The organism is Chitiniphilus purpureus, from assembly GCF_025642115.1.
Lineage (GTDB): Bacteria > Pseudomonadota > Gammaproteobacteria > Burkholderiales > Chitinibacteraceae > Chitiniphilus > Chitiniphilus purpureus.
This window is the reverse complement of record NZ_CP106753.1, coordinates 2,091,634-2,108,974: the sequence shown is the minus strand read 5'-3', so window position 1 is coordinate 2,108,974 and position 17,341 is coordinate 2,091,634. Positions and strand designations below refer to the sequence as shown.

The 17,341-nt window shown below is 65.8% G+C and carries 15 protein-coding genes; 5 read left to right on the top strand and 10 right to left on the bottom strand.

Annotated elements, in window-relative coordinates:
- The first annotated feature begins 17 nt into the window (after window positions 1-17).
- The 3 genes from N8I74_RS09780 to N8I74_RS09770 are packed head-to-tail and all read left to right on the top strand — an operon-like array spanning window position 18 to window position 9,912.
- Window positions 18-4,094 carry a type I polyketide synthase gene (locus tag N8I74_RS09780; protein WP_263122820.1) on the top strand — a complete coding sequence of 1,359 codons (4,077 nt, stop codon included), beginning with the start codon at window positions 18-20 and terminating at the stop codon, window positions 4,092-4,094.
- The gene (locus tag N8I74_RS09775; RefSeq protein WP_263122818.1) at window positions 4,091-9,433 is read left to right on the top strand and encodes an SDR family NAD(P)-dependent oxidoreductase; all 5,343 of its coding nucleotides are present in this window, start codon (window positions 4,091-4,093) and stop codon (window positions 9,431-9,433) included. Before N8I74_RS09780 ends, N8I74_RS09775 begins: the two co-directional genes overlap by 4 nt.
- Window positions 9,430-9,912 (top strand): acyl-CoA thioesterase, encoded by a 483-nt coding sequence (locus tag N8I74_RS09770; RefSeq protein WP_263122817.1) that lies wholly within the window; start codon window positions 9,430-9,432, stop codon window positions 9,910-9,912. Before N8I74_RS09775 ends, N8I74_RS09770 begins: the two co-directional genes overlap by 4 nt.
- 272 nt (window positions 9,913-10,184) lie before the next feature.
- Here the strand turns inward: N8I74_RS09770 and N8I74_RS09765 are convergent, their stop codons facing one another.
- The 6 genes from N8I74_RS09765 to N8I74_RS09740 form a co-directional block, all read right to left on the bottom strand.
- Window positions 10,185-10,661 (bottom strand): VOC family protein, encoded by a 477-nt coding sequence (locus N8I74_RS09765; protein WP_263122816.1) that lies wholly within the window; start codon window positions 10,659-10,661, stop codon window positions 10,185-10,187.
- Between the two features lie 36 nt (window positions 10,662-10,697).
- On the bottom strand, window positions 10,698-11,003 hold the full coding sequence (locus N8I74_RS09760) for a hypothetical protein (protein WP_263122814.1): 306 nt from the start codon (window positions 11,001-11,003) through the stop codon (window positions 10,698-10,700).
- Between the two features lie 80 nt (window positions 11,004-11,083).
- Window positions 11,084-11,686: a DUF1780 domain-containing protein gene (locus N8I74_RS09755; RefSeq protein WP_263122812.1), complete on the bottom strand. Its 603-nt coding sequence runs from the start codon at window positions 11,684-11,686 to the stop codon at window positions 11,084-11,086.
- Window positions 11,687-11,830: 144 nt separating this feature from the next.
- Entirely contained in the window at window positions 11,831-12,307 is a 477-nt protein-coding gene (locus tag N8I74_RS09750; protein WP_263122811.1) for a DUF2569 domain-containing protein, read from the bottom strand.
- Window positions 12,308-12,474: 167 nt separating this feature from the next.
- Window positions 12,475-12,948 carry a DUF3291 domain-containing protein gene (locus tag N8I74_RS09745; RefSeq protein ID WP_263122809.1) on the bottom strand — a complete coding sequence of 158 codons (474 nt, stop codon included), beginning with the start codon at window positions 12,946-12,948 and terminating at the stop codon, window positions 12,475-12,477.
- Between the two features lie 183 nt (window positions 12,949-13,131).
- Window positions 13,132-13,512: a hypothetical protein gene (locus tag N8I74_RS09740; RefSeq protein ID WP_263122808.1), complete on the bottom strand. Its 381-nt coding sequence runs from the start codon at window positions 13,510-13,512 to the stop codon at window positions 13,132-13,134.
- A 69-nt stretch (window positions 13,513-13,581) separates the two neighbouring features.
- Here N8I74_RS09740 and N8I74_RS09735 point away from each other — a divergent pair, with 69 nt between their 5' ends.
- Both N8I74_RS09735 and N8I74_RS09730 read left to right on the top strand, forming a co-directional pair.
- On the top strand, window positions 13,582-13,911 hold the full coding sequence (locus N8I74_RS09735) for a hypothetical protein (protein WP_263122807.1): 330 nt from the start codon (window positions 13,582-13,584) through the stop codon (window positions 13,909-13,911).
- A gap of 365 nt (window positions 13,912-14,276) precedes the next feature.
- Window positions 14,277-15,242, top strand: a complete 966-nt coding sequence (locus tag N8I74_RS09730) for an alpha/beta fold hydrolase (protein WP_263122805.1) — start codon at window positions 14,277-14,279, stop codon at window positions 15,240-15,242.
- A 178-nt stretch (window positions 15,243-15,420) separates the two neighbouring features.
- Here the strand turns inward: N8I74_RS09730 and N8I74_RS09725 are convergent, their stop codons facing one another.
- The 4 genes from N8I74_RS09725 to N8I74_RS09710 all read right to left on the bottom strand — a co-directional run bounded on the left by N8I74_RS09725 (window position 15,421) and on the right by N8I74_RS09710 (window position 17,233).
- Window positions 15,421-15,894, bottom strand: coding sequence for a hypothetical protein (locus N8I74_RS09725; RefSeq protein WP_263126696.1), 474 nt, complete (start codon window positions 15,892-15,894; stop codon window positions 15,421-15,423).
- 62 nt (window positions 15,895-15,956) lie between these two features.
- Entirely contained in the window at window positions 15,957-16,385 is a 429-nt protein-coding gene (locus N8I74_RS09720) for a hypothetical protein (protein WP_263126695.1), read from the bottom strand.
- Window positions 16,386-16,488: 103 nt separating this feature from the next.
- Window positions 16,489-16,851: a hypothetical protein gene (locus N8I74_RS09715; protein ID WP_263126694.1), complete on the bottom strand. Its 363-nt coding sequence runs from the start codon at window positions 16,849-16,851 to the stop codon at window positions 16,489-16,491.
- Between the two features lie 121 nt (window positions 16,852-16,972).
- On the bottom strand, window positions 16,973-17,233 hold the full coding sequence (locus tag N8I74_RS09710) for a hypothetical protein (RefSeq protein WP_263126693.1): 261 nt from the start codon (window positions 17,231-17,233) through the stop codon (window positions 16,973-16,975).
- Window positions 17,234-17,341: the final 108 nt, after the last annotated feature.

Here is a 17,341-nt window from a genome sequence, read left to right as displayed (position 1 = left end):
GCCCCGCCGGACACCTCATGCCGCACGATATCGCCATTGTTGGAATCAGCTGCCGTTTTCCGGGTGCCGACCATCCGCAAGCCTATTGGGATCTGCTCGCCAACGGGCAAAGCGCCATCACCGAGGTGCCGCCCTGGCGCTGGGACCCGGAGCGCTTCTACGACCCGGACCCGGCGGTGCCGGGCAAGGCCAATACGCGCTGGGGCGGCTTTCTCGCGGCCCCCGGCGCATGCGATCCCGCGTTCTTCAACATGACCGCCGAGGAGGCAGTCCACGTCGACCCGCAGCAGCGCCTGATCCTGGAGCTGGGCTGGGAGGCGCTGGAGGATGCCGGCATCGCGCCGGACACGCTCAAGGGCTCACGTACCGGCGTGTACATCGGCATCTCGCACAACGACTACGAGCGCATCATCTACCGCAGCTACGAGCGGATCACGCAGTTCCACGGCACCGGCTCGTATCAATCGGTGGCGGCGGCACGGCTGTCGTATTTCCTGCACCTGTGCGGGCCCAGCATGGCGGTCGATACCGCCTGCTCGTCGGCGCTGTCGGCGCTGCACGTGGCCGCCAGCGCGCTGCGCCAGCACGAGATCCCGCTCGCCCTGGTCGGCGGGGTGACGCTGCACCTGACGCCGGACGAGACCATCGGCCTGACCAAGGGGCGCATGCTTTCCGGTGACGGGCGCTGCAAGTCGTTCGACCAGCACGCCGACGGCTACGTGCGCGGCGAAGGCGGTGGCATGCTGGTGCTCAAGCGCCTGGAGGATGCGCTGCGCGACCGCGACCGCATCCATGGCGTCGTCAAGGGCAGCGCGGTCAACCACAACGGCCGCAGCAACGGCCTGTCGGCCCCGAGCGGCCCGGCCCTGAAGAAAGTGATGGAACAGGCACTGGCAGGCGCCGGGATCGACGCCGACGAGGTGACGCTGCTGGAGGCGCATGGCACCGGCACGCGGCTGGGCGACCAGATCGAGCTGCGCGCCATCCGTGACACCTACGACGGCACGGTGGACGACACGCTGTGGCTGGGTTGCGTCAAGACCAATATCGGGCACCTGGAGACCGCCTCGGGCATGGCCAGCATCGTCAAGGTACTGCTGGCGATGCGGCATCGCCAGATCCCGCCCAACCTGCATTTCACCGGCAACAGCCAACTCACCGGTGCCGACGGCTCGCGCCTGCGGGTACCGTTGTCGCTCACCCCCTGGCACAGCCGCCGCGAGCGCCCGCTCGCCGCCATCACCGCCTACGGCTTCGGCGGTGCCAACGGCCACGTGCTGCTCGAAGCCCCGCCCCCCGTGCCTCGGGCCGACCCCCCGCCCGGCGCGCAGCTGCTGTGCCTCTCCGCCCGCGACCCCGCCGCACTGCGCGCGCTGCTGCAGGCCTATCAACCGGTACTAGCGCACCCCACCGCCCCACTCGCCGACCTGTGCTGCACCGCCGCCACCGGCCGCAACCACTTCGAATGGCGCATCGCCTTCGTCGCCCGCGATACCGGCGATCTGGCCCAACAGATCGACGCGGCGCTGCAGCAGCCCCAGCTCGGCCAGCGCGCGGTGCGCGCCCCCCAGCCCGCGTTGTGGTTCGGCCCCTGGCCCGATGGCGCCGGTGCATTGCTGGCCCAGGCAGCCCCCCCGTACCGCCGCCAGCTTGCCGCGCTGTACGACACCCTGGGCCTTGGCGATACCGACCTCACCCCGGCGCAGCGCGCATTCCTCGCGCAACAGGCGCTGGCGCACTGGCTGGCTGAACTGGGCGTTGCCACCGCGGACTGCGCCGGCGACGGCACCGGGCACTGGGTGGCCGCGCACCAGGCCGGGCGGATGACGCTGGCCGAAGCCTTTGCCTCAGCCGGCAAGGCGCCCCCCATCCCGCCCCCGGCCCCGCTGCCGCAGCCGGTGTTGCTGCTCGGTGCCACCGGCCCGCACACCCCCACGGCGCCGCTGCATGTATTCGACCCCGCTTCGGCGCCACGCGCCGCCTTGCTGCAGCTGCTGCAGGCGCTCTACACCCTGGGTGTGCGGATCGACTGGTCGCGCTGGTACGACCCGCAACACCACCGCCAGGCCACCCTGCCCACCTACCCGTTCCAGCGCCAGACGCTGTGGTTCACGCTGGAGCAGCCGGGGGGCGAACCGGTCACCCCCGCCCTCCCCCTCGCCGCCACCGGACCGGCAGCGCGCGCGCCGTTGGCAACACCCGGTCCGCGCGCCGTGGCAATGGCGCACTGGCTGGCCGATTACGCGCGCACCCGGCTGGATTCGCGGCTGATCGACGAGCGCCGCTGCATTCCGCCCCATGTGGTGCAGGCGCTGGGCGACGCCGGGCTGATGGGGCTGTTGGTGCCAACCGCGCTGCAAGGCAGCGCGCTGCCGATCCGCGACTGCCTGCACGTGTTCGAGCAGGCCGGTGCCGTGGACATCACGCTTGCCTCGTTCCTGGGCGTGCATAACGTGCTGGGTACGCTGCCGCTGCTGGAAGGCGCGACGCCGGCATGGCGCGAACGCATGCTGCCGCTGCTGGCGACCGGGGGCACCCTGGGCGCATTCGCCATCACCGAGCGGGGCGCCGGCTCGAACCCACGCGCGCTCACCAGCACCGCGCGGCCGGCGGCGGACGGCAGCCTGCGGCTCGATGGACACAAGATCTGGATCGGCTCGGGCGCCTGGGCCGGCGTGATCTCGGTCTTCGTCAACGAATGCGATGCCGCCGGACGCATGCTGGGCATCAGCGGCTTCGCGGTCCCGGGCGGGGCGGCGGGGCTGCGGCACGGCCCGGAGGCACTGACCATGGGTGTCCGCGGCATGGTGCAGAACGAGCTGATCTTCGAGGGATTGAGGGTGGATGAGACCCAGCGGCTCGGGATGGCCGGCAAGGGCCTCACCATCGCGCAGCACGCCTTCCACCTGGGCCGCCTGGGCATCGCCGCCATGGCCGTCGGCGCGATGAAGCGCTGCCTGCAGTTGAGCGAGCGCTACGCCGCGCGGCGCGCGGTGTCGACCGGCCTGCTGGGGCACAACCCGGTCTACCTGCGCTTCCTGGCCGAGACCGTGGCACGCATCGACGCCGTCTCGGCGCTGATCCAGGCCACCGCCGGCCTGCGCGATTGTGGTGTGACGCTGCCGGACGAGCTGTACGCGGTAGCCAAGATCAGCGGCTCGGAGCACCTGTGGCAGATCGTCGACGGCACCATGCAGTTCACCGGCGGGCGTGGCTATATCGAGACCAACCAGATTCCCCAGCTGTTCCGCGATGCCCGCTTGCTGCGCATCTTCGAAGGCCCGACCGAGGCGCTGCTCGCCTACATCGGCGCCGCCCACCTCAAGGGGCAGCACCGGTTGTCGCAGTTCCTGGACGCGCACCTGGGCGGCGTCGCCAGCCGCCAGCTGACAGCGGCCACGCAGCGGCTCGATGCGCTGGTCGAGCGCGCGGGCCCCGCGCAACGCCGTGCACCGCTGCTGGCGCACGCCGTGGGGGGGCTTTTGTGCGAAGCCGCGTTGTGGGCCGCCGCCGAAGGCCATTGCACCAGCACGACCACAGACTGGTGCGCCGCCCGTTTCGCACGTGCGCTCGACGACTGCAGCGCCCAGCTGGCACCGCAGCCGGCGCAGGACATGGGCGCATTGCGCGCGCACGCCGCGCGGCTGGCCGCGCAGATCGGCGAGGTGGACCAGCGCGACCTGCCGCAGGACGCGCTGCTGCAGCCCGACCCGACGCCGGCGGCCGTGCCACCAGCCGCGCCCGTCGCGGCGCCGATACCGTCGGCGCCCGGCACACCCGCGACGCGGGACGATCGCAGCTGGCTGCTGGCCGCGATCGCCGCCAAGGCCGGGGTCGCCGCGGCCGAGCTGGACCTGGAGCGGCCATTCCAGGAATACGGCTTCGACTCGATCGACGCGGTCGAGATCGCACAGACGCTGGAAGCGCGGCTGGGGCGCGAGCTGGACCCCACCATGCTGTGGAACTACCCCACGCCCGGGGCACTGCTGGCCTTCCTGTTCGGCGGTACGCCCGCCGAACAGCCGATCATCCTGCCCGAAACCGATCCACAGGCGTTGCTTGACGCGCTGCGCCGGGAGCTTGCCACCTCATGAACGCCCCCCCTCGCTCCGACGACACCGCCGCCGACGAATCGAGTGCCCTGCTGCGCGATGCCCTCAACAAGATCCGGCAACTCAAGCAGGCGCTGGATGCCGCCCGCCGGGAACGCGGCGACGATGGCATCGCGGTGCTCGGCTGCGGCCTGCGCCTGCCCGGCGGCGTGCATACCCTGGACGGCTACGCCAGGCTGCTGCTGGACGGGCACAGCACCGCCTCGCCGGTGCCGCCGTCGCGCTGGTGCGCCGAGGACTACTACAGCGCCGACCCCGAGGCGCCGGGCAAACTCTATGCGCAACGCGCGGCCTTCCTCGACGACGTCGCCGGCTTTGACGCGGCCTTCTTCGGCATCTCGCCGCGAGAGGCGGTGGAGATCGACCCGCAACATCGCCTGCTGCTCGAAACGGTGTGGGAGGCCATGGAGGACGCCGGCATCGCGCCCGAAGCGCTGCGCGGCTCGCGCACCGGTGTCTACGTCGGACTGTCGATGGACGACTATCTGCAGGTGGCGACGCATGGCATGGATCTGGCTCAGCTGTCCGCCGCCAACGCGCTTGGCAACGCGCGCAGCCTGTCGGCCGGACGCATCGCCTACACCTTCGATCTGACCGGACCCTGCCTGCAACTCGATACCGCGTGCTCCTCGTCGCTGGTGGCGCTGCATCTGGCGAGGCAGGCGCTGCTGGCGCGGGAGATCGATACCGCCATCGTCGCTGCCGCCAACCTGATCATCTCCCCGGTCGGCAGCATCGGCTTTTCCAGGCTCAAGGCGTTGTCGCCCGACGGGCTGTGCAAGCCCTTCGACGCCGCGGCCGACGGCTACGGCCGCGGCGAGGGCGTTGCAGCGCTGCTGCTGCAGCGGGCCACCGATGCGCAGGCTCGCGGCGCGCGCCTGCATGGCATCGTGCGCGGCAGCGCGGTCAACCATGACGGCAGGAGCAACGGCCTGACCGCGCCCAACGGCAAGCGGCAGGAAGACCTGCTGCGCGCGGCGTTGGACACGGCCGGCATCGCACCGGGCCAGGTGCGCTATGTCGAAGCGCACGGCACCGGCACGCCGCTGGGCGATCCGATCGAGCTTGCCGCCATCGGCAATGTCTATGCGCGCCCGGACGTGCGGCAGGACGACCTGCTGGTGGGCAGCGTCAAGGCCAATGTCGGCCACCTGGAAGCCAGCGCGGGCCTGGCCAGCCTGCTCAAGCTGCTGGTCATCGCCCGTGGACGGACCGTCCCGCCGATGCCGCACTTGCATGAGCCGAACAGCCGCGTGCCATGGGATCGATACCGCCTGCGCGTGCCCGTCGTGCCGGAGCGCCTTGACGGACCCGGGCCGCTGCTGCTGGCGGCCAGCTGTTTCGGCATGAGCGGCACCAATGCCCACGTGCTGCTCGAAGCCCCGCCCCCCGTGCCACGGCCCGACCCCCCGCCCGGCGCGCAGCTGCTGTGCCTCTCCGCCCGCGACCCCGCCGCACTGCGCGCGCTGCTGCAGGCCTATCAACCGGCACTGGCGCACCCCACCGCCCCACTCGCCGACCTGTGCTGCACCGCCGCTACCGGCCGCAACCACTTCGAATGGCGCATCGCCTTCGTCGCCCGCGATACCGGCGATCTGGCCCAACAGATCGACGCGGCGCTGCAGCAGCCCCAGCTCGGCCAGCGCGCGGTGCGCGCCCCCCAGCCCGCATTGTGGTTCGGCCCCTGGCCCGATGGCGCCGGGGCGTTGCTGGCCCAGGCAGCCCCCCCGTACCGCCGCCAGCTCGCCGCGCTGTACGACACCCTGGGCCTTGGCGATACCGACCTCACCCCGGCGCAGCGCGCATTCCTCGCGCAACAGGCGCTGGCGCACTGGCTGGCTGAACTGGGCGTTGCCACCGCGGACTGCGCCGGCGACGGCACGGGGCACTGGGTGGCCGCGCACCAGGCCGGGCGGATGACGCTGGCCGAAGCCTTTGCCTCAGCCGGCAAGGCGCCCCCCGTCCCGCCCCCGGCCCCGCTGCCGCAGCCGGTGTTGCTGCTCGGTGCCACCGGCCCGCACACCCCCACGGCGCCGCTGCATGTGTTCGACCCCGCTTCGGCGCCACGCGCCGCCTTGCTGCAGCTGCTGCAGGCGCTCTACACCCTGGGCGTGCGGATCGACTGGTCGCGCTGGTACGACCCGCAACACCACCGCCAGGCCACCTTGCCCACCTACCCGTTCCAGCGCCAGCCGTACTGGAAACACAGCACCGCCCCCACGGCACCGATCGATGTCGTCCACCCGCTGTCCGGACCGCTGGGCGAGATCGTGCGGCAGCACCGGCTGTTCGAGGTGCCAGTGGCACCGGGTGCACTGCATCTGTCACTCTGCCATGCCGCGCTGCGGCCGCATGGCGCGGCATGGCTGGCGCTGCACGATGTCCGCTTCATGGAACCCCTGGTCATGCCGCCGGGAACCGAGCAGCGCCCGTTGCGATTGCACTGGTCGCCGGAGCGGGGCGAGGTGTCGGTCGCCAGCGAAGGCGCGGCGCCGCACCTGAAGGGGCAAGCCGTGCTGCACGCCGCACCGTTGCACGAAACGGCCGTGCCCGATGCCCCCTGGCCGCCGGCCGATGATGCGGTCGCCGGTGAATCGCTGTACGCCGTACAGGCGGCGCGCGGCATCGATCTGGGCCCCTTGTTCCGCTGGATCACCGCGTACCGGGTTGTCGCGGGCGAGGTCTTCGCCACGCTGCAGGCGCCGGCGGACCTGCCTGGCGACGGCATGCTGGCACTGCCGCCCGGGTTGATCGACTCCTGCCTGCACCTGTTGCGCGTGCTGTTGGGCGACACGCCGGACACCCTGATCCCGGTCTCGATCGAGCACGCGGTGTTCCGGTGCAAGCCCGCGCCGGGCCGGCACTATCGCTGCCACGCCCGGCTGGCGGGCGTGGCGCCGGATACCGTCGGCGCACTGCGGCTGTACGACGACAGCGGCCTGGCACTGGCGATCGACGGCCTGCGCGCGCAGGCCATCGCGGTGCACCAGCTGCCCCAACCCGGCGCGGCCGGCGCCACCCTGTTCGGCTGGCAGGCGCAGCCGCTGCCCGAGCCGATCGCCGACAACCATGCCGTGACCGACGGCGCCTGGACCGTGATCGGTGCGACCGCGCAGGCCACCGCCATGGCACAGGTGCTCGCCGCACTCGGGGCCCGGGTCAGCTGCCTGCCCTCGGCCGCTGCCGTGGCACCGACAGCGCCCCGGCCAACCGACGTGCTGTGGTTCGTGCCGCTGGACGGGACCGGTGGGGCTGCCGCCATTGCCGGGCAGATCGACACCGGCCTCGATCTGGCCCGCCGGCTGGCCGGCCCTGCGCCACTGCGCCTCTACGCCATGGTCAGTGGCGACGGGGAGACCGCCCGGCTGGCCTACGCGGCGCTGGCGGCACTGGCACGTGGTATCGGCAGCGAGCTGCGGAGCGTGCAGATGCGCTGCTGGGCACTGCCGGCACACGCCACGCCGGACGTGCTGCGCCGCCTCGCCACCACACTGCGCACCATCGGGCACTCGGCCCTGCTCGACGACGCCGGCCAGCTGCACGCGCACCGGCTGACATTGCTGCCCACGGCGGCCAGCGCCACCGCCCCGCAATGGCAAGGCAGCGCCCAACTGGTGACCGGCGCGGGGGGTGCGCTGGGGCAGGCGCTGTGCCGCCACCTGATCACCAAGGGCGTGGCACGGCTCTACCTTGCCGGCCGCCAGGCCCCCGACACGGCCGCATTGCAGGCATTTGCCCGGGCCCAGGGCCGGTCCTGCGAATTGATCGCCTGCGCGCTCGACGTGACGGACCCGGACGCGGTCACGGCCCTGCTTGCGGACATCGGCCACGCGTCGCCACCGCTGCGCGGCATCTTCCATCTGGCAGGCGTGCTGCAGGACCGCAGCGTCGCCCTTGCCGACCGTGCCAGCATCGATGCGGTATTCGCGCCCAAGCTGCTGGGCGCGTGGCATCTGCACCGGGCCAGCGCCGGGCTGCCGCTCGACCTGTTCGTCTGCTACTCATCGGTGGCGGCAATCCTGTCCGGCGCCGGGCAGAGCGTGTACGCCGCCGCCAATGCGGCGCTCGATGGCCTGTGCGCATTGCGCCGCGCCGCCGGCCTGCCGGGCCGCAGCCTGTGCTGGGGCCCCTGGGACGGCGCGGGCATGGCAGGCGACCTGGGCCCGGCGGCACGCCAGGCCATGGCGCAGCTCGGCATGGCCCCGTTGCAGGCCGGCCCGGCCCTGGCCGGCCTGGACCTTGCGCTGGGCCGGCCCGATGCGGACGTGCTGATCATTGCGTGCAGCCGACCCGAGGCCATCGAGGCGGCTGCCCTGGCCGCGCCGTCGGCGCCCACGCCGCAGCCGGCCGGTTCCGCGGCGGCAGGCGAGGTGGAGATCGCCGCGCTGGCCGCGGACATCATGGGGCTCGGCGGCCAGACACTGGACCCGACGCTGCCACTCGAAGACTTCGGCCTGGATTCGCTGATGAGCATGGAACTGCTGGAGCAGCTGAATGCGCGCCACGCCATCCGGCTGCCACTGACCATGCGCGCCATGGCGCTGTCCGCATGCGACCTGGCCGAACTGGTACGCGCCCAGCAGCCCGGCCCCACCACGGACGACGTGGCGCCACAGCGCCACCTGACCGTACAGCCGGGGGCGGCGCAGCCGGCCCGCCGGCTGGTCTGCCTGCACTATCTGGGTGGCGACGCCGGCTGCTTTGCCGGCTGGTCCGCACGGCTGGACGACGACGTGTCGCTGCTGACCGTCGACTGGCCCCGCGGCGGGGCATCGAGCCTGACCGCCCTCGCCGCACGGATCGCCGACGAGCTGTGCGCGCTGCCCCCGCTGCCGCTGTACCTCTACGGGCACAGCATGGGCAGCCTGCTTGCCTACGAGGTGGCGTCGCGCCTGGATGCGCGGCACCGGCCACTGCTGCGCGCGGTGGTGGTCGGCGCGATGTGGACGCCGGACATGCACCGCGAGGCGACACTGCGGGGGCCGGCCAGCATCGAGACACTGCTGCACGAGCTGCACGACGACCCCCTGGTGCCCAACACGCTGCTGGAACGCAACGGCTGGCGCGCAGCGGCCGAAGCCGACTGGCAGATGATGCAGGCCTACCTGCCACACGCCACCCCACCCTTGCCATGCGACCTGATCGCGTTGGCCGGCGAGCACGATCCCCTTGTCGGCGCCGCCCACATGCAGGGCTGGCACCGGCTGTGCACCGCGGATTTCGAATTCCACCAACTGCCGGGCGGGCACTTCTTCGTCCACGCCGCCGACGGCGTGCCCGGCATCCTGCGAACCCTGATGGCCCGCCACGAATCCCGATGAACCAACGCCCCCAGACCCGCCTCACGGTCAAGTTCTCCGACTGCGACCCGTTCGGCCACCTCTACAACGTGCGCTACCTCGACTACCTGTTCGACGGCCGCGAACAGCATGTGATCGAGCACTACCCGCTGCTGCGCACTGAAATGATGTCACGCCAGCGCAACTGGGTGATCGCCGCCACCGATATCCGCTACCTGCACCCGGCAGCGCTCGGCGAATGCGTCATCATCGAAAGCAGCGTGTTCAATATCACCCGCCACGGGGTGATGCTGGAGATCGCCATGCTGGATGCCGCCGCCATCCGCCCCAAGGCCGTGCTCTGGTCGCGGCTGCAGTACGTGGACCTGGAGCGCGGCGCCATCGTCTACCACCCGCCACAGGTACAGGCCTTCCTCGACGAGGTCGGCGTCGCACTCGACGCCGCCAGCCTGGATGCACGGGTCAAGGCGTTGCTGCAGGGCGTGCCGACGGCGGCTTAGGGCCGGTGAACGCGCGTGTCACGGTTGCGTCTGGGGCAGGCCGGCAGGATGCCAGGCACAAAGCGGTCCCGTAGCGCCAGCGGCTTGCACCAAGGCGAGCCGCCCGAACTGCCCCACCGCAGGGCTGGGGCTGGGCCCAGCCGGCCCGCCCCGTGCTCGCCGACAGCACGGCTGCAGCGGATCCGGTTCGTCATGCCAGGACGTTGCGCATTGCTTGCCGCGGGCGCTGCGCTGGCGTTTGCGAACGGCGCCGCATCGCCAACGCCAAGTTCTCAACCCTGGCGTGCCATCGGGTTTGCGCGGGAGGCCGGCTGCCCGAGCTGTTGGGCAAGCCCGATGAGAACGCCTTCGGGGCCCCGGAGGTAGCACAGCCGGTAGACGCCTTGGTAATCGACGACTTCATCCACCAGCGTCGCGCCGAGTTTGCACAGCCGGGCGAGGGTATCGTCGATGTCCTGGACGGTGAACATGACGCGCAGGTATCCCAACGCGTTTACGGGGGCCATGCGGTGATCGGATGCGATGGCGGGCGCATCGAAGCGCGAGAGCTCGATGCGACTGTGCCCGTCGGGGGTGCGCAGCATGGCGATCTCGACGCGCTGGCCGCGCAATCCGGTGACGCGGCCAGCCCATTCGTCCTCGATGGGCATGCGGCCTTCCAAGGTAAGGCCGAGCTCGGTAAAGAATTCGACGGCGGCATCGATGTTTTCCACCACGATGCCGACGTTGTCCATACGCATGACTGTCATGCGGTCTCCTGGGTGCCAGACATAGGCAGCAGCCCTTCAACAGGCGGCGCGATCCAGGTGCGCCATTGCATCGGCATGCGCATGCATGGCTGAGTCATATAGGACATAAATTGCACTGTGGTTGGGGTAGTATTTTCCCGCACACCGCAATTCACCGCCGGTGTAGCCATGTGCATTCAAGTGGGAGGTGCACTTGGCGTGCCAATGCTCGATAAGCATGGACCCAAGGCACAACCTATCTTCATCAGTGGCAAATCCCGTTTTGTTCAGCTGCTCGGCAACACGTTCGACCTCGCTGGCATCGAGCGTAGTCAAAACCTGATAAGCATCACATTGCAACATGGGAATGCTCCGGCTGATACATAGTTGACCGGCCGCGGGCCCGCGCCGCGAGGCCGAGGTCCGGTGGAACGGCGTGCCCGTCAGGCGTCGGCTTCACGATATGTGCCAACCTTGCCAACATGTTCCCTTAAGAGGATTGGCGCATTTGGCATAACAGACGCCACAGTGCAATAGAGATTGCTCACGACTGAAAGAGACCTAAATATAGTTTCTTTATTAAAAACCTCGATCGGTGGCACGATGCTATAGTCTTGCCAGTTGAAATAGCAGAGCAGATCGATATTCTTGCATTCAAGCCAGCCGTATTTAGTCTTTAACGATTCCGCGTACTCGTAACACTGCTCCACTATCTTAGAGAACGAAATGTCCTTGGGCGTGTAGGGCTCGATCAATTCTTCGAAGTTTCGGGCTGATTCCGCCTTCGCCAGCCTCTGCTTGTATTCGTCTGTTCTACGGCGGCCTTTATCGAGCATTTCCTTCACCTGGAACTGCACCCCCCGGAACTCGATATCCGCTGGCTCTGAAGCTGCTATCAGCTCATCTTCTTTGAAATCGATCCGCATCGCTTTGAGAAGTTGGCTAACAACCCACTTTTCACGGTCTATCTTTCCGCCATTGCTAAAAAAGATGAGAGCCGATCTCAATTCGTCAATTTGCTTCGCTTTCCTATCCGTGTCATTCATGGGTGTGCCTTAGACGTTCGACGTGAGCGGACATGCATCTACCTGCCCTGACCCGCGCTGATAGATCGTGATCGACCGCCCATATTTGGAACCCCAGCACTTTTCCTGGAGCAAGGGTGTCGAAAACCATCGCAGCCCGCCATTTCAGTTCACAAACGTGGCCTTAACCCTTTTTGAAACCTGCATGTACGGAATCCATATCAGCGCAACAAGAAGGGAGCGGCCTAGTTCCTTATAGGTTTGGGCATCAAATATCGGCTCATCCGGAAGTACGGCCTTTATTACCAATGCATCGATCAGTATGAATACCACGGTAAACAGCAAGATGCCGATGTACCATTTTGGAAAGACTTTCTTCTTCGAAAAGAACAGAAAAGCGATGAAGATCCACACAAGCGCCAATACGCCATTCAGAGCCATTTCTCCGAACAGGATCGACGCCCAGAGCGGATTGTAAACTTCGGTTCCCGGGGTTGTCAGCGCTGCCCAAACCCCATTAGAAAAAATCTCCGAGTACATCACAAACATCTGGCCCAGAATCCGTAACGGAGAAATGATGATGCCCAGCCCCACCAGAATGAGCCAACCACCCAGCCCTTCAAGATTCTTTTCTTTTTCCATGTCGACTCCCTTTTTTACTAACGTTTGAGCCCATCGGTGCCCCAAGGCCAGTCGATGGAGCGAATGGTCACGCAGCACGCCCGCCGCATGCCGTGACTTCTCCAGCCGTGTGCCAGCCATGTCGTATGCGCGCCGGCAACGTCTCGGTGGCCCCCTGCAGCGGCGGGTCAAGCACTCTGCGCACCCGCATGGACGCCAGGGGGCGGAAATGACCTGGCAAAGGTAAACGCCACCGGCGACGGTCCATGTAGCCGGATGTGCTCAAGCTTGGCCTTCGCCTCGTAAACCGTCGGGATATGGCCGGCAGCAACCCACCACAGTGCCTGGTGCGCTTCGGGCAACTTGTGGAACCATGCGCCCCGCTCACGGATGAGTTCGACGTGGGCCGACTTGTAGGCATAGGCCTTCAGCGACTCCAGGTCTTCCCAGACACTCACGTTCACGAGGAGCATCGGGTCTTCGTATGCTTGGATGCCCGTTGCGTCAGGGCCATCGCCGATCAGGCGCCAAATAAACCCTTTTGCATTCTCGGCCAGGCGATTGATTTCATCGAGCCGCGAGGCAAAGCCGCTCATGATCTCGGAACTCATCTCGCCGCGCGCCAGCGCGACATTGATCTGTGCAAGGTGGTATGGATTCATGGGATAAGAGGTAGGAAGCGTGCAACGCTGGAATGAAGCGGCTTGCCACCGCTTTCTGCGACAGGCCCGCTCGAATGAGGGTTGGGAATCATCGTGGCAGCGCCAACAAAGTTGCGCAGCGACGAAGGGGGCCCAAAGCGCAGCTTTGGGCTGCCGGGTTGACTGAAGTGTTCAGCGCAGGGGCTACGACGATGACTTGGTAAGCAACCATGAACCACCTTCGTGATTTACAGCCAAGGCTAGCTTGCCTGGGATGACGGAAATATAGCCCTCAACAACGCTTGGATAGGCTTCCTCAAGAGGCATTTCCTTGAGCCATGAACCTTTTTGCGTGCAGCGCAGCGCCACTACATCCAGCCTTCTTCTTTCATTCAGCAATGGGTGAGATAGATCGATATCGGGAGGCATAGAAGCGGATTGATCGATAGAAAACCAGTGTCGATAAGGGGCCATCTTGTGCCATTTGGAAACGCTGCGATTCAAAAGATATTTCCAGCGCGCTGCATGCTCGGGAAAGAATGCCTCAAACATAGTGATCATGTCGATGGCAGCGGGATTTTCCATTGCGTTCCTTAACGAACAATAAGCCTGTGCAGATGCCTATCCGGCCGGTCCGTACCCATAGCGGCGCCCATGACTGCCTTTCCCATTGAGCATCAATCACCTGGATGCCGTAATCCCGGCTGGTACGCATCCGGACAGGACGGCGACACTGCATTTGCCAGCGTACTGGAAAAACCGCGTAAGCCATTGCAGCCTAAGAACCGGGCAGCAGTATGTCAATTGGGGGGCGGTGATTTTTTGCGTGTTCGCCCTCATCGTCATCCCCGTGATCTGCGCAACGTCGAGGTCAGCGCATTTTTCATGCATCTGGCGGTCCGGCGTCAATACGAATCAAGTCTTTCCGGCGCTGTTGTCGGTGTAGCGCGGCATTCTTGCCCTGAATCTGCCCGGATTGGATGAAGTGGTGCAGGCCACGGGTGCCCAGGATCGGCTGACCGTGCCCAGCATCTGGTCGGGCCGTTGCAATCGCATCTGTTGCGTGGCCATGCATGGCACGCAGCAGACCTGCTGGCCGGCGATGCCGTGGTGCCAGACCGTGCTCGACGGCCCGAAGGCCACGCCCGGGTCCTGCATCGGGCTCGTCAAAGGAGCCAAAAGGTTGGTGCGCCTCTGGGCGCAATCTGAGGCAGCGCTGCCTGCCCGTTGCGCGCCAATGATACCGCTCGTCCGGCACCGGTCGAAATCCACCGGGCTCGTTCGTTGTGCTGACAGGGGCCTCTTCTGACGCGCCTCCCACCTTCTGACAACCCTTCCCGGAGCTTGCCATGCACCTCTCGCGCCATCCATTGCTGCTGCTGTTGACAGCGCTGTCGATCGCCTTCTCCGCCCTGCCTGTCCATGCCAAGGAAACAGGCATGCCGTCCGCATCCACCAACGCCGCAACCCCGCTTTCCAAGCCGGGCAAGACCGGCCATGTGCTAGTGAACGGGGTCAACTATCACTATCAGATCCATGGCCGGGGTGCGCCGCTGTTGCTCCTGCATGGCGGCCTGGGCAGCACCGAGATGTTTGGCCCGGCGCTCGCGGCACTGGCCCGCTCCCGCCAGGTCATCGGGGTGGACCTGCAGGGGCACGGCCGCACCGCGCTGGGTGAGCGCGACCTCAGCCTTGTGGACATGGGGGACGATCTGGCGATCCTGCTCAAGCGCCTGGGTCTGCAGCAGGTGGATGTGATGGGTTATTCGATGGGCGCCGGTGTCGCATTCCGCCTGGCCGTGCAGCATCCGGAGCGCGTGCGCCGGCTGGTGCTGGTCTCTGCCGGCTATGCGCAGGACGGCTTCTTTCCGGAGATGCTGCCGATGCAGGCCCAGCTGGGCGCGGGCATGGCCGAGGCGATGAAACCGACGCCGATGTACCAGTCGTATGTGGCCATCGCGCCGCGGCCGCAGGACTTTCCGCTGCTGCTGGATCGCATGGGCGCATTGATGCGCAAGCCCTACGACTGGTCCGCGGACGTGCCGCAGCTCGCCATGCCGGTGATGCTGGTCTATGGGGACAGCGACATGTTTCGTCCGGAGCATATCGTGAAGTTCTATCAACTGCTGGGGGGCGGCTTGCGGGATGCGGGGTGGCAGCGTGAGCACATGTCCCGCAACCGCCTCGCCATCCTGCCGGGCTTGACGCACTACGACATCTTCCTGTCGCCTACGCTGGCCAGTACCGCGCTGTCCTTCCTAGATGACCAGCAAGCGCCGCAAAACTGGACGGCGCAGCCGGGAGGCGCCAAGTAGCGGGCCGCGTCGCCGGCCACGACGCGAGCGCAAGGCAAAGACCCGTTCCTTGCCGAGCTGCTCGCGCACGTCGCTGCAAGACCGCCGTTCCTCCCTAGGCCTGCCGGATGCCCAGTTCAGGTTGTCCGATATCACGCGTGCCGGAAAACTGGAGCGCATCGCCCTGCCAATCATGGATCTATTTCTTTTCCATGAATCCATCAGATTCTGTTGCCGTATATTCGACCAGCCCATCCCCAAAGACAATGACATAGCCGGCCTTGCTTCTTTCATATTCCAGCAGCGTCGGCCTGGCGATGCGGCCGCATGGAATGGATTGTTTCAATTCGCCCAGTCGTTCAGGATAGTGTCCTGTTTCTTCCCGGTAATTCTTCAACAGAATGCGGATGTCTTCACCTTGTTCGATGCACGCATTAAATGCACCGTCAAAAGACCGGGCCCCGGAGGAGAACGTGATGGCGAACAATACCAGGGAAGCGGCTCCCCACACAGCGCGTTGCCGAAATGAGCCTGGCACGATCAGGGCAACCGCCATGCACCCCGCCAGGCCGCTGACGATTGGCACTGCCGCCCAGGCAGGCAATCCGCCCTCAAGCCAGAAGCCCAACCCAGCAAGCAACAGGCACAAGCTAAGTGCCGCAGTTGTTTTCACTGTTTTTCTCTATCCAGTGCCGTGGTTCAGCCACGCACGCCGCCTCACGCGGCGGCGGTTGCTCATGGGAACAGCAATTGGATCTGGTCATCGAATGACACGCTGTTGATGACCCACCGATCCTTTGGCTTATAGAAGGTGAATACCCAGCGCAGGGCGTGACGCTGAAATTTCTGAAGATAGACGAGACGCGCCAATGATGGACCGCCTTCCACTTGGCTCACGAACTCGGTACCGATGGATAGGCCAAACCTTTGGCGCACCAACGGCCACTGTACACTGGTTTGATTGGCCATATTGTCGACCTCGACCGCAGGCAGGGGCCAATATGGTTTGAGCGAATCATAGCCTTCCACGAATTTTTCTTCCCGGAACAGCGCAATCGCACGATCTGCAGCTTTCCTTACATCAGCCAGCGTTGCGAAATCGTCAGCATACGATGCAACGGGCGCAATCAAAGCAAGCAGGAAAGCAATACAGGCATTCTTCATTTTTTCATCTCATTGATTGAAGTTGGACGCAACAGCCAGACGGCACCATGCAGTAGCAAAGGAGTCCCAAATCCGGAATTGCACTGCCCGACGGACTGCAAAATCAGACCTGGGCCGCATAGATCTTCTTGTTGTATATATAAATATATATGGCAAAGGCAATGAAGCCCATGCCCATGACAGAAGACAGATTAATCATGCTGCCCCTTTCGAATAGCCCATACCCCGCAAAAACCAGGCCCATGAAGCCGTAGAAGAACGGTGCTGCATTTCTGGTCCTCGGTGTCACGGAGTGAATTCTTCTGCTTTGATCGACAATCGAATGAAGCGCGCTTACTTCTTGCTCATGCCTCTCCTTGCATGCAAGGCCGTGGCCCAAATCCGCAGCGCAGTCCGGGCATAAACCTCGCTGGCAGGCTTTGCAGATACCCACCGCATGTTTTTCGGGATGATTGAAGCAGTTCATGATCTGTGCTCGATAGGAAGTGTGACGGCAAGCAGGGTATCGATTGCGTGGCCATTTCGAATGGTTGGCCTCAAATACCCTATGGGGCAGGATCAGGATTCTTGCTTTCCGGAGCGCCGCTTCAAATGCGGCCGAACCACAAGAAAGCAATGCTCGCAAGCAAGAAGAAGCCCAACCCGGCCAGCAGGAAATTGCTGGCATACCGGGTCTTTCGATAATTCAGCAGACACACGAATGGCACCAGCACTGGTATCAGTATGCATACGATGCCGAGCTTCTCGTTGACAGCCGGGGCAGCCATGAGTCCAAAGATAAGGCCAACCATTCCCAAGACCGCGGCAATGAGCACAAGCGTGATGGGAATCCATATTTCAATTTGCATGATGATATCCGTGACGATCGGTTCACTTGCCCAAGCCCCATCCCAGCAAAGCCGGGCTTCTCCCAATAGCGTGGTATCGGCTTTGCCGGAAAATACGCTTCACAACGG